This window comes from Methylobacterium sp. J-068 (genome assembly GCF_022829445.1).
Taxonomy (GTDB): domain Bacteria; phylum Pseudomonadota; class Alphaproteobacteria; order Rhizobiales; family Beijerinckiaceae; genus Methylobacterium.
Window position 1 is genome coordinate 56,221 of the sequence record NZ_JAKSXY010000122.1, and the last position, 13,343, is coordinate 69,563.

10 protein-coding genes are annotated in these 13,343 nt (G+C 69.8%); 8 read left to right on the forward strand and 2 right to left on the reverse strand.

Annotation, left to right across the window (positions count from 1 at the left end):
• Positions 1-48: 48 nt before the first annotated feature.
• Positions 49-2,016 carry a methyl-accepting chemotaxis protein gene (locus tag MKK54_RS20540; RefSeq protein WP_244013700.1) on the forward strand — a complete coding sequence of 656 codons (1,968 nt, stop codon included), beginning with the start codon at positions 49-51 and terminating at the stop codon, positions 2,014-2,016.
• 42 nt (positions 2,017-2,058) lie between these two features.
• On the opposite strand, the gene MKK54_RS20545 is transcribed toward MKK54_RS20540, so the two are convergent.
• Positions 2,059-2,709, reverse strand: a complete 651-nt coding sequence (locus MKK54_RS20545; protein WP_244013702.1) for a CatB-related O-acetyltransferase — start codon at positions 2,707-2,709, stop codon at positions 2,059-2,061.
• Between the two features lie 234 nt (positions 2,710-2,943).
• On the opposite strand from MKK54_RS20545, the gene rimP reads away from it, so the two are divergent.
• From rimP to truB, 7 genes are all read left to right on the forward strand, one after another.
• Entirely contained in the window at positions 2,944-3,741 is a 798-nt protein-coding gene (gene rimP, locus MKK54_RS20550; protein ID WP_244013704.1) for a ribosome maturation factor RimP, read from the forward strand.
• Positions 3,742-3,822: 81 nt separating this feature from the next.
• Positions 3,823-5,421, forward strand: a complete 1,599-nt coding sequence (gene nusA, locus MKK54_RS20555; RefSeq protein WP_244013706.1) for a transcription termination factor NusA — start codon at positions 3,823-3,825, stop codon at positions 5,419-5,421.
• Positions 5,422-5,495: 74 nt separating this feature from the next.
• Positions 5,496-6,242 carry an RNA-binding protein gene (locus MKK54_RS20560; RefSeq protein WP_244014604.1) on the forward strand — a complete coding sequence of 249 codons (747 nt, stop codon included), beginning with the start codon at positions 5,496-5,498 and terminating at the stop codon, positions 6,240-6,242.
• Positions 6,243-6,315: 73 nt separating this feature from the next.
• Positions 6,316-9,243, forward strand: a complete 2,928-nt coding sequence (gene infB / locus MKK54_RS20565) for a translation initiation factor IF-2 (RefSeq protein ID WP_244013709.1) — start codon at positions 6,316-6,318, stop codon at positions 9,241-9,243.
• A gap of 213 nt (positions 9,244-9,456) precedes the next feature.
• Positions 9,457-10,332 (forward strand): hypothetical protein, encoded by an 876-nt coding sequence (locus MKK54_RS20570; protein ID WP_244013711.1) that lies wholly within the window; start codon positions 9,457-9,459, stop codon positions 10,330-10,332.
• Positions 10,333-10,482: 150 nt separating this feature from the next.
• Positions 10,483-10,902, forward strand: a complete 420-nt coding sequence (gene rbfA / locus MKK54_RS20575) for a 30S ribosome-binding factor RbfA (protein ID WP_244013713.1) — start codon at positions 10,483-10,485, stop codon at positions 10,900-10,902.
• Positions 10,903-11,025: 123 nt separating this feature from the next.
• Positions 11,026-12,054, forward strand: coding sequence for a tRNA pseudouridine(55) synthase TruB (truB, locus tag MKK54_RS20580; RefSeq protein ID WP_244013715.1), 1,029 nt, complete (start codon positions 11,026-11,028; stop codon positions 12,052-12,054).
• A gap of 109 nt (positions 12,055-12,163) precedes the next feature.
• Here the strand turns inward: truB and MKK54_RS20585 are convergent, their stop codons facing one another.
• Positions 12,164-13,336: a M20 aminoacylase family protein gene (locus MKK54_RS20585; protein ID WP_244013717.1), complete on the reverse strand. Its 1,173-nt coding sequence runs from the start codon at positions 13,334-13,336 to the stop codon at positions 12,164-12,166.
• Positions 13,337-13,343: the final 7 nt, after the last annotated feature.

Below are 13,343 nucleotides of genomic sequence, written 5' to 3' on the forward strand. Positions count from 1 at the left end.
TTCACGATTATTTTTTATCAATACAGACATTACCGAGACGGATTTCCCATGCGCCTGCGCTCTTTCCGCCCCAGCTTACGCGTGCAGATCGCGGCACTCGGCATCGGGGGCGTGCTAGCCCTCGGTCTGATCTCGGCGTTCGGATCGCACGCGCAGGGACACTTTCAAGCGATCGTCGATCAGAGCCGGGAATTACGGACGCGACTCGCCGAATTCCGCCACCACCTGCTCGCGGCGCATCAGATCGAGACCGAGTTTCTACTGCAGAGCCGCGAAGCCCTGATCGCGCAGCGTCAGGACCAGATCGCCCGCGCCGAAGAGAACCTCGCGGCGGTCGAGGAACGCGTCGCGACGCGGGCGGCTGACGATCCTCTGCGCAGGGCCGAGACCATCCGGGTCGGCCTGAACCTCTACGCGGTGCGGTTCCAGAACGTCGTGGCTGCCCGGCGCACCCTCGGCTTCACCGAGAAGGAAGGCTTGCAAGGGAACCTGCGGGCGGCGGTCCACGCCGTGGAGGAACGGCTCTCCCGATTCGACCAACCGAGCCTCACCGTGCCGATGCTGATGATGCGCCGGCACGAGAAGGATTTCATCCTGCGTGGGGAAGACCGATATAGCGACGCTCTGCGCGAGCGCGTGACGGAATTCGAGACCGCCCTCGCCGCCGCCCCCCTCGCCGACACCATCAAGGCAGAACTCAAGGCCCTGGTCGGCACCTATGAGAGTCGCTTCCTGGCCTACGCGGCCGGCGCCTCGACTCTCAGGGAAGAATCCGACGACCTGACCTCGATCTACGGCCGGATCGAGCCGATCCTCGCGCAAGTGGTCGAGATGTCCCAGGCAGAAGACGCTCAGGCGCGCGCCGAGAGTGCTGTCGCGAGCGATTGGTACGCCCGGCTCACCTGGTGCTTACTCGCGCTCAGCATCTTGTGCGCGGGCGCCCTGTCCTGGTGGGTCGGACAGCGCCTCTCGGGCCCTCTCACCACCATGGCGCGGGCGATGGAACGGCTGGCCGACGGGGACCTGACCGTCCACGTCGCGCATGCCCGCCGCCGCGACGAGATCGGTGCCATCGCCCGCGCCTTTGCGACCTTCCGCGACAAGATGGCGGAGAACGGCGAACTCACCCAGGCGCAAGCAAGCGGACGCGCGCGGAGCGAAGCCGAGCGAAAGGACGCCCTCCGGGCGATGGCGGACCGCTTCGAGACGGCTGTCGGCGGCATCATCGGCATCGTCGCGAGCGCCGCCGTCGCGCTGCAAACCACCGCCGAGGGCATGTCGGGCATGGCCGTGGACACGGCCCGTCGCTCCGCCACGGCGGCCGCGGCCGCAGAGGAGGCGACCGCCAACGTCAACGCCGTCGCCGCCGCCGCCGAAGAACTCGACGTCTCGGTGCAGGACATCGGGCGGCAGGTGGACGGTTCGGCGACTTTGGCCCGGGCGGCAGCGAACGATGCGGGACACACCGTCGCCCTCATGCAGGATCTCAACGGCGTCGTGGCGCGGATCGGTGACGTGACACACCTCATCAGCGACATCGCCGGGCGGACCAACCTCCTGGCACTCAACGCGACGATCGAGGCGGCCAGGGCCGGCGAGTCCGGACGCGGCTTCGCGGTGGTGGCGGCCGAGGTCAAGGATCTGGCCAACCAGACCACACAGGCCACCGCTGAGATTGCAGATCAGATCGCCCGGATCCAGGCCTCAACGGGCCAGGCGACGGCCGCGATCGGCACGGTGGTGGCGCGCATCGAGGAGATCAGCGAAGTGTCCGACGCGGTGGCCGCCTCCGTCGAGGCACAGGGTGCCGCCACGCAGGAGATCGCTCACAATGTCGCCCAGGCGGCGGCAGGCACCGGCGAGGTCACGGGCACCGTCGCGGGCGTGGCGAGCGCCGCTGAAGCGACAGGGGTGGCGGCCTCTCAGGTGCTCGCTTCCGCCTCAGACCTCTCGCGACAATCGGCGAACCTCAGTGCCGAGGTCGATCGCTTCCTGAATCTCCTGCGCGCCGCATGAGGGCCGGAGCCATGAGGGCCGGAGCACAGAGCCAGTCATGCCTCACCACGCCTCGGCCTCCAACGCCGCCACATCCCCACCGCTGATCGCCGGCAGGCACCGCGTGATCCGCGCAATGTCCCACTCCCACCACGCCAGGGCCTGCAACCGCGCGGCCACCTCCGGCGGCACCCGCCTGCGCACGAGGGTGGCCGGGTTCCCGGCGACGATGGCGTAGGGCGGCACGTCGCGGGTCACGACGGATTTGGCCGCCTCGACGGCGCCGTCGCCCACCGTGACGCCGGGCAGGATGGTGCTGTCGTACCCGAGCCAGACGTCGTTGCCGATCACCGTGTCGCCCCGGTTCGGAAACGTGGCCTCTTCCGGGAAGCGTCCCGCCCAGGCCCCGCCGAAGATCGAGAACGGATAGGTGGAGGGCGCGTCGAGGCGATGGTTGCCGCCGTTCATGAGGAAGCGCGTGCCCGCCGCGAGGGCGCAGAAGCGGCCGATGCGCAGGCGGTCGCCCAGGAAGGCGAAGTGGTAGAGGATGTTGTCGAGGAAGGCCCCCGGTCCGGCGGGATCGTCGTAATAGGTGTAGGCGCCGACCTCGACGTTCGGCGGCAGGGCGAGGTTGCGGAGGAAGGTGACGCGCGGGTGGTCCGGCAGGGGGTGGAGCGCGTCCGGATCGGGGCCGAAGCGGGGATCGTGAGGCATGACTGGGCTCCGGATGCGGACGGGCTTCATCGCGTCCGGGGGAGGATAACGATGCATCGCTCCTTGAAAACCGCTTGAAAACCGGCGCGAACCCGCCTAATTACAGAGCATCAGTTCTGGTTGCAGTTGTGAGACTGCGGTTCGGGAGTGGGCCCCACCGGGTCCGCTCTTTTTTATTGCCGCAACGTCGCCCGCGCCGGATCGCCTCGGACAAGGCCGGACTTCAAGCGCAGCATGGCGGACAATCCCCACAGCGACATTCTCGAAAAGCGCCTCATCACCGAGACGGGTGTTGCCGCGCGGGTGGTGCAGGTCATCGAGGCCTCGATTCTCGGGCTCGGCTATCGCGTGGTCCGGGTGAAGGTGTCGAGCGCCAACGGCTGCACGGTGCAGATCATGGCCGAGCGGCCGGACGGCACCATGACGGTGGACGATTGCGAGGCGGTGAGCCGGGCGATCTCCCCGCTCCTCGACCTCGACGATCCCGTGGGCAAGGCCTACTACCTCGAGGTCTCCTCGCCGGGCATCGACCGGCCGCTGGTGCGGGCCGTCGATTTCGCGCGCTGGGCCGGCTACGAGGCCAAGGTCGAGCTGGCCGTGCCGATGGACGGCCGCAAGCGCTTCCGGGGCCTCATCGGCGCGCCGAACCCGGACGGGCTCACCGTGCCGATCGACCTGCCCGACGTGAAGGAGGGCCTGCCAAGCCGCATCGACCTGCCGCTGCGGGACCTCGGCGACGCCTATCTCGTGCTCACCGACGAGCTGGTGCGCGAATCGCTGCGCCGCGGCGGTCCCCCGAGCCTCGACGACGGGGACGATGCGCCGGACGAGGACGATCCGGAGATCGAGGCCGAGCCGGCGCCGGCCCCGCTCAAGAAGAAGGTCTCGCGGCCCCTCAAGCCCAAGGCCTCGCAGCGGCCGAAGCCCGTGAAGGTCGAGACCGAGGAGAGCCTCGCCATCAAGGCGAAGAACAAGGCCAAGCCCGTCCGCACCAAGGCGGTGCGGGTGAAGGAAGACGGCAAGCTGCACTGATTTCGTCGGAGTCCCGAACATCGCGCAGCGGTTCGGGGCCCGGATGCGAACACCTTACGACGAAGAGAAGGACGAAAACCGATGGCCGTCGTCAGCGCCAACAGGCTCGAACTCCTGCAGATCGCCGAAGCGGTTGCCCGCGAGAAGGTGATCGACCGCTCCATCGTCATCGACGCGATGGAGGAGGCCATCGCCAAGGCCGCGCGCTCGCGCTACGGCGCCGAGACCGACGTGCACGCCGAGATCGACCCCAAGACCGGGGCGCTTCGCCTGTCGCGCCATCTCGTGGTGGTGGACGAGGTCGAAAACGACGCCCGCGAGGTCACCCTGGAGCAGGCCCGGCGCTACAACCCCGGGGCGTTGGTCGGCGACGTGATCTCCGACACCCTGCCGCCCTTCGATTTCGGCCGCGTCGCCGCCCAGTCGGCCAAGCAGGTGATCGTGCAGAAGGTGCGCGACGCCGAGCGCGACCGCCAGTTCGACGAGTACAAGGACCGTATCGGCGAGGTCGTGAACGGCCTCGTGAAGCGCGTCGAGTACGGCAACGTCATCGTCGATCTCGGGCGCGGCGAGGGCATCGTGCGCCGCGACGAGATGATCCCGCGCGAGACCTTCCGCCCCGGCGACCGCATCCGCTCCTACCTGTTCGACGTGCGCCGCGAAGTGCGCGGGCCGCAGATCTTCCTCTCGCGCTCGCACCCGCAATTCATGGCCAAGCTCTTCGGCCAGGAAGTGCCGGAGATCTACGACGGCATCGTCGAGGTGAAGGCAGTGGCCCGCGATCCGGGCTCGCGCGCCAAGATCGCGGTGATCTCGCGCGACGGCTCGATCGATCCGGTCGGTGCCTGCGTGGGCATGCGCGGTTCGCGCGTCCAGGCGGTGGTCGGCGAACTCCAGGGCGAGAAGATCGACATCATCCCCTGGTCCGAGGATCAGGCCACCTTCATCGTCAACGCGCTCCAGCCGGCGGAAGTCGTCAAGGTGGTGCTCGACGAGGAGGCCGACCGCATCGAGGTGGTGGTGCCGGACGACCAGCTCTCGCTCGCCATCGGCCGCCGGGGCCAGAACGTGCGCCTCGCCTCCCAGCTCACGGGCTGGGACATCGACATCCTGACGGAAGCCGAGGAATCGGAGCGCCGCCAGAAGGAATTCGCCGAGCGCACCGCCATCTTCATGGAAGCCCTCGACGTGGACGAGACCGTGGGCCAGCTCCTCGCGGCGGAAGGCTTCCGCAACGTCGAGGAGATCGCCTATGTCGAGCCCGGCGAACTCGCCAACATCCAGGGCCTCGACGAGGAGAGCGGCACCGAGATCCAGGCCCGCGCCCAGGACCACCTCGCCCGCGTCGAATCGGAATTCGATGCCAAGCGCCAGGAACTCGGCGTGCAGGACGAACTGCGTGAGATCGACGGCATCACCACCCCGATGCTGGTGGCGCTGGGCGAGAACGAGGTGAAGACCATCGAGGATCTGGCCGGCTGCGCCACCGACGATCTCGTCGGCTACACCGAGGGGCGCGGCCCCGAGGCCAAGCGCCACGCGGGCTATCTCGACGGCTTCGAGGTCTCGCGCGCCGAGGCCGAGGCCATGGTCATGGCCGCCCGCGTCCATGCGGGCTGGATCGAGGCCCCGGCCGAGCCGGAGCCCGAGGCGGCCGAGGACGAGACCGCCACCGCCTGAGCCCCCTCCCCGACCCCCGCGATTCGAAGGATCGCGGGGACGTGATGTCCCCAGACGAAAGCCTCCAGCGCCGCATGACGGGCGAGACCGCAGACCCGAACCCAGAGGCGGCCGAGCCGGACCCGAGCACCCTGCTCGATTCCGGCCTCGGGCGCGGCCGGGCCAATGCGCTGCGCACATGCCTCGTCACCCGCGTCTCGCAAGCCCCCGGCGGGATGATCCGCTTCGTTCTCGGCCCGGACGGCGCCGTGGTGCCGGACCTCCGGGCGCGCCTGCCCGGCCGCGGGGCCTGGCTCACGCCGACCCGCGCCGTGCTGAACGAGGCGGTGAAGCGCCGCGCCTTCCAGCGCGCCTTCAAGACCAAGGAGGCCGCCGCCCCGGCGGACCTCGCCGACCGGGTCGCGGAAGGCCTGCGGGCGGATCTGCGCCAATCCCTGTCGCTGGCCAATAAGGCCGGATGCGTGGTGGCGGGGTTCGCCAAGGTCGAATCGGCCATCGGCGACAAGGCCGGTGTCGCGGCGGTGATCCAGGCCTCCGACGGCTCCGCCGACGGACGGCGCAAGATCGTCGCGGCATTGCACAGGCGGCATGGCAGTGCCATATCGTGCATTCCCGTCATCGATGACCTGTCCAACACCGAATTGGACATGGCCTTGGGTCGGGATCATGTGATACATGCGGCTCTCGTCGCAGGAGTCGGAGCTTCCGGCTGCCTTGCGCGTTGGCGTCGGCTCCGCTCCTTCGAGGGATTGGCGACGACGGCCGAGGAGGCCGGTCCCGTCCGCGATGGGCAGGCCGCCTTCGATCTGCACGACGACTGAGATGACGGATTTACCCGGCGCACAGCAGTTTGCCGGTTCACGGGACGATGGAAACCCTCAGGGTTTGGACTGAATGAGCGATACGAACAATCCGGGCGACAAGACGCAGGCGAGACCCCCTTCGAAGCCGCTGTCCTTGAAGCGCCCGATCGAGCAGGGAACGGTGCGTCAGAGCTTCTCCCATGGCCGCTCCAAGCAGGTCGTGGTCGAGACGGTGAAGCGCCGCGTCATCGGCGCGGCGCCGGCCGCACCCGCGCGCGAGACGACACCGGTCGCTCCCGCGACGCGCGTGGCACCGCCCCCGCCGCCCGCCGCGCCGCGCCAAGCTCAGCGTTCCGCCAACGGCGTCGTGCTGCGTACGCTCAGCGAGCAGGAGAGCAATGCCCGCGCGGCCGCGCTCGCCGACGCCAAGCGCCGCGAGGCCGAGGCCCAGAAGCGCGTGGAAGCCGAGGCCGCCGCCGAGCGCGAGCGCCTCGCCGCCGAGCAGCGCGAGCGTGAGGCCGTCGAGGCCAAGAAGCGCGAGGAGGACGCCCGCCGCCGCAAGGAGGAAGAGGATCGCCTCGCCGCCGAGGAGGCGCGCCGCGCGTCCGAGGCCGCGGCCCAGGAAGCCGCCAAGGCTGCCAGCGCCACCGAAGGCACGCCGGCGCCCACGCCGACCGTGTCGAAGACCGCTCCGATGCCGGCAGCCCCGACCATCGTGCGCGCCGCCCCCCCGGCACCCGCCGCTGCGGCCCCGGTGGCCGAGCGTCCCGCTCCGGCCGCCCGTCCGGCGGCGCCTGCGCGTCCGGCCACCCCGGCGGCCCGTCCGCCGCTGACCGCTCGCCCGACCCCCGCCGAGCCGCGCAAGACCATCACGGCCGACGTGCGCAAGCCGCGCGACCTGAACTTCATGGCCCGGCCCGCTCCGGCGCCCGAGCCCGAGCCCACGGCACCGACGGCGGCCACTGCCGCGCGTCCCGCCGGTGGCGCGACGCCGGCCCGTACGGCCGGCCGGCCGCAGGCCGCCGAGGAGGAGAACGAGCAGAAGCGCGTGATCCGCCGCCCCGGCATGCCGCTGAAGATCATCACGCCGCCCAAGACCCCGAAGCAGCCGGGCGGCGACCGGAATCGCGGCCGTCTCACCATCGCCACCGCCACGTCGGGCGAGGACGAGCGCACGCGCTCCGTCGCCTCATTCCGCCGCCGACAGCAGCGCATGAGCGGCAACCGGCAGGTGGAGCAGAAGGAAAAGCTCTCCCGCGAGGTGACGATTCCCGAGACGATCACCATCCAGGAACTCGCCAACCGCATGTCGGAGCGGGCCGTGGACGTGATCCGCCTGCTGATGAAGCAGGGTCAGATCCACAAGATCACCGATGTGATCGATTCGGACTCCGCGCAGCTCATCGCCGAGGAACTCGGCCACACCGTGCGCCGCGTCGCGGAATCGGACGTGGAAGAGGGCCTGTTCAACGACGAGCCGGACCTGGAGGAGGATCTCGATCCGCGTCCCCCGGTCGTCACGATCATGGGCCACGTCGACCACGGCAAGACCTCGCTGCTCGACGCGATCCGCAAGGCCAACGTGGTCTCGGGCGAGGCCGGCGGCATCACCCAGCACATCGGCGCCTATCAGGTGTCGACGCCCTCGGGGGAAATGGTCACCTTCATCGACACTCCCGGCCACGCGGCCTTCACCTCCATGCGCGCCCGTGGCGCCAAGGTGACGGACGTCGTCGTGCTTGTGGTGGCCGCCGATGACGGCGTCATGCCCCAGACGGTCGAGGCGATCTCCCACGCCAAGGCGGCCGGCGTGCCGCTCATCGTGGCGATCAACAAGATCGACAAGCCCGACGCGAACCCGCAGCGGGTGCGCACCGAGCTTCTGCAGCACGACATCCAGGTGGAGTCGATGGGCGGCGAAACCCTCGAATTCGAGGTCTCGGCCAAGACCGGCGACGGTCTGCCGGACCTTCTCGAAGGTCTCCAGCTCCAGGCCGAGATCCTGAACCTGCGCGCCAACGAGGCGCGTGACGGCGAGGGCACGGTCATCGAGGCCAAGCTCGATCGCGGTCGCGGCCCCGTCGCCACCGTGCTCGTGCAGCGCGGCACCCTGTTCACCGGCGACATCGTGGTCGCCGGCGCCGAGTGGGGCCGCGTCCGCGCCCTCATCGACGACAAGGGCGAGAACGTCCCCTACGCGGGTCCCTCGGTCCCCGTGGAGGTGCTCGGCTTCAACGGCACGCCGGATGCGGGCGACCGCGTCGCGGTGGTTCCGAACGAGGCCCGTGCCCGCGAGGTCACCGAGTATCGTGCCCGCCAGAAGCGCGAGCGCATTGCCGCCCGCACCGGTGGCGCCAACCGCTCGCTCGTCGACATGATGCGCGACCTCAAGGAGGGCGCCGGCCGCAAGGAACTCGCGCTCGTCGTCAAGGGCGACGTGCAAGGTTCGGTCGAGGCCATCAACGGTGCGCTGGAGAAGCTCGGCAACGACGAGGTGTCGGCGCGCATCCTGCTCGCGGGCGTCGGCGGCATCACCGAATCGGACATCACCCTGGCGGAGGCCTCCAAGGCCGTCGTCATCGGCTTCAACGTGCGGGCCCACAAGGAAGCGCGCGAATTGGCCGAACGGAACGGTGTCGAGATCCGCTACTACAACATCATCTACGACCTCGTGGATGACATTAAGTCGACCCTCTCGGGCATGCTGCCGCCGACGCTCCGCGAGGAGCGCCTGGGCGAGGCCCAGATCCTGCAGATCTTCGACGTGTCGAAGGTCGGCAAGATCGCCGGTTGTCGCATTCTCGACGGCGTGGTCCAGCGCGGCGCCCATGTTCGCCTCATCCGCGACAGCGTGGTCATCCACGAGGGCAAGCTCGCCCAGCTGAAGCGCCTGAAGGACGACGCGAAGGAAGTCACCGCCGGCTACGAGTGCGGCATGTCCTTCGAGAACTTCCAGGATATGCGGGCCGGTGACACCATCGAGTGCTACCGGGTCGAGGAGATCCGCCGCACGCTCTGAGCGTCCGGCCTTCACCACGAACGGAAACGGGGTCGCGAATCCATCGCGGCCCCGTTCGCGTTTTTCGGAGCCTTCGCCCCTTAACCGCGTCCGACAGATTGCCTGGGGACCGGCCGTGCCGCCTCCTCCGCGCGGAGGCCGCTCCGGCTAACCTGGCGGCATGGGAGCCGGCACGCACAAGAGCCGGCACGACGGCGTGATCGAGGCGGCGCGATGCTGAGTTCCTATGCCCTGAAGCGGGCCCTGTCGGACGGCAAATACAAGAAGATCTTCGTGGAGCGGCTGACCGAGCCGCTGCATCTCAACCTGATCTCGGCGGGCGTCGCGCTGTTCGGCAGCTACCGGGCCAAGGTCGCCTTCGACCTGATGGTGCGCCAGCAATACGCCTTTCCCGTCCTGTTCGCCGCCGACGCGGCGCGCAAGCTCGGGCTCGGCCGCATTCAGGTCCTCGAATTCGGCGTCGCCACCGGGGCCGGGCTGCTCAACCTCTGCGACTGCGCGGCGCGCACCGAGGCCGCGACCGGCATCGCCATCGAGGTGGTGGGCTTCGACACGGGCAGCGGCATGCCGCCGGCCGTCGATTACCGCGATATGCCGGAATACTTCCAGGAGGGCGACTACCCGATGGATTTCGAGGCCCTGCGCCGGTCGCTGCCGAGCCGTTGCAAGCTCATCCTCGGCGACGTCGCCGAGACGATTCCCGCCTACCTCGCGGGCGTCGGTGCCGAGGCGCCGATCGGGTTCGTCTCGGTGGACGTGGATTATTACTCCTCGGCCGTGAACACCCTGAAGGTGCTCGAAGGGCGCCCGGAGCAGTACCTTCCGATCCTGCCGGTCTACCTCGACGATGTCGGCATGGACGGGGCCAATCCCTGGAACGGCGAGTTGCTGGCCGCGGCCGAGTTCAACGCGCGCCATCCCTTGCGCAAGCTCGCGCCGTTCAATCTCCTGCGCTCGAAGCGCATCTTCAAAAACGCGCAATGGATCGACCGCATGTTCACGGCGCATATCCACGATCACCCGGCCCGGACGCCCGCGACGGCGAAACGCGCGCAACAGGCCTATATCCCGAACGAGTATTTGCGCTAAGAGGGGCGCCTTCGGCATCCGCGGCGTTCCGGCCGGTTCGGCCTCTTCCGTGCGGCGGCACACCGATGCTCCGTTCCAGCGACGCGTCGTCCACGGCACCGGGTGCGCCGGTGTCGAACCGTTCCGGCGACAAGACGATCAGAATTCTTCATGGCCCAGAGACAGACCCCCACCGGACCTTCGCAGCGCCAGCAGCGCGTCGCCGAGCTGATCCGCCACGCGATCGCCGAGGTGCTCCAGCGCGGGGACATCCAGGACGCTGTGCTCAACGCCCACGTCATCACGGTGCCGGAGGTCCGCATGTCGCCGGACCTGAAGCTCGCCACGGCCTACGTCATGCCGCTCGGTGGGCTCAACGAGGCGCCGGTGATCGCGGCCCTGGAGCGGAACAAGAAAGCCCTGCGCCAGGAGGTCGCCCGCCGGGTGAACCTCAAATTCGCGCCCGACCTGCGCTTTCTGCGCGACGAGACCTTCGACGAGGCAGACCGGATCGACGCCCTGCTGCGGACTGATAAGGTGCGGCGCGACCTCGAATCACCGGCGCCCGACACGGACCCCGACGCGGCCTGAAGCCGAGCAACCCCGATTCTCCCGCCCGAGGCGGCGGCAGGAACCCCATTCCAGCGTCTGAACGGGACGGATGACGGCGCAGCGCGTGCCGCCCGGCCCCCGCGATCATTGACCGAGGACCCCATGATCAACGAACCGACCGTCGAGCGTACCGAGGGCGTCGTCCCGCCGAATGCGGCGGAGCGGCCCACGTCCGCCGAGGGCCGTCGCCCGCCGCGCGGCGCCCCGCGCCCGGATCGGCCGAAGCGCCGCGACGTCAACGGCTGGGTCATTCTCGACAAGGGCGTGGGCATGACCTCGACCCACGCGGTCGCGGTGGTGAAGCGAGCCTTCAACGCCAAGAAGGCCGGGCATGCCGGCACCCTCGACCCGCTGGCCTCCGGCATCCTGCCGATCGCTCTCGGCGAAGCGACCAAGACCGTTCCGTTCGTGATGGACGGGCGCAAGGCCTACGTCTTCACCGTGACCTGGGGCATCGAGACCGACACCGACGACGCCGAGGGGCGCCCGGTGGCGACCAGCGACGCCCGCCCGACCCGCGAGGCGGTGGAGGCCGCGCTGCCGACCTTCATCGGCGCCATCGAGCAGGTGCCGCCGCGCTACTCGGCCATCAAGATCGCGGGCGAGCGCGCCTACGACCTCGCCCGCGACGGCGAGGAGGTGGTGCTGGTGGCGCGTCCCGTGCAGATCGACCACCTCGCGGTGGTCGAGCACAGCCCGGAGCGGACCGTGATCGAGGCCGCCTGCGGCAAGGGCACCTACGTGCGGGCGCTGGCCCGCGACCTTGGCCGCCTGCTCGGTTGCCACGGCCACGTCTCGGCCCTGCGCCGCACCCGCGTCGGCCCCTTCACGGTGGCGGATTCCTGCCAGGTCGCCGCCCTGGAAGCGGCGGGACCGGACGGCAATGCCGCCGCCCTGCATCCGGTCGAGACCGCCCTCGACGCGGTGCCCTCGGTGCCGGTCTCCCGCGACATGGCTCTGCGCCTGATGCGCGGCCAGCCCGTGATCCTGCGCGGGCGCGACGCCCCCGTGGAGGGCAAGGCCTTCGCCACCTGCGGCGGCATCCTCGTGGCGGTCGGCGACGTGGAGCGCGGCGAACTCGTGCCGCACCGGGTCTTCCACCTCGGCGGGACGGCCAACCGCCCGGCCTGACGCGCTGGCGTCGCCGAGGCGGCGCCCCTAAGTGTCTCTCACAAAACTCTCGCTGCGCCGCCGTGCCCGGAGTAAGGACCGGCGGTGGTCGGGAGTCTTGTGAGGCACTCTAAGCCCGGATCGGCAGCCCGGCCTCGATCACCCGCGCCCAGAGCGAGGCGCCGTAGGGCGCGGCCGCGTCGTTGAAATCGTATTCCGGGTGGTGCAGGCCGGCGCTGTCGCCATTGCCGAGGAAGATGTAGGCGCCGGGGCGATGGGCGAGCATGTAGGAGAAATCCTCGGCCGCCATCATCGGGGCCACCGACCGGTCGATGCCCGCCTCGCCGACGAGACTTGCGGCGACGTCCGCGATGAAATCCGTCTCGGCCGGGTGGTTCTCGGTGACCGGATAGCCGCTGTTGAAGTCGATGCTCCCCGTCGCCCCGAACCCGCGCGGCACATGGGCGACGATCTCGGCGATCCGAGCCTGCATCATCGCCCGCACCGGCTTCGAGAGCGCCCGCATGGTGCCGCGCAGGATCACGCATTGCGGCAACACGTTGAAGGCCTCGCCGGCCTCCAGCGCGCAGACCGAGACCACGGCGCTGTCGAGGGGGTCGACCGTCCGCGACACCACGGATTGCAGCGCCACGATGACGTGGCTCGCCACCAGCACGCTGTCGATGGCGTTGTGCGGCTGGGCCGCGTGCCCGCCTTTGCCCTCGATGGTGATGGTGAAGCGGTCGGTCGAGGCCATGATCGGGCCGGGCCGGATGGCGAAGGTGCCCAGCGCCTGCCCCGGGATGTTGTGCATGCCGTAGACCGCCTCGACGCCGAAACGCTCCATCAGTCCGTCGCGCACCATGGCCTCGCCGCCGCCGCCGCCCTCTTCCGCCGGCTGGAAGATCATCACCGCCGTGCCGTCGAAGTCGCGGGTCTCGGCGAGGTAGCGCGCGGCGCCGAGCAGCATCGCGGTGTGCCCGTCATGCCCGCAGGCGTGCATCCGGCCGGGTACGGTCGAGCGGTAGGGCAGGTCGCGCACCTCCTCGATCGGCAGTGCGTCCATGTCGGCGCGCAGGCCGATGGCCCGGTTCGAACCGTGGGCGCGGCCCCGGATGAGTCCGACCACGCCCGTCCGGCCGATCCCGGTGACGACCGCGTCGCAGCCGAAGGCCCGCAGCTTGTCGGCGACGAAGCCGGCGGTGCGGTGGACGTCGTATTGCAGCTCGGGGTTCGCGTGGAGATCGTGGCGCCAGGCGGCGATCTCGTCCGCGAAGGCGGCGATCCGGTCGAGGACGGGCATGAGAAGC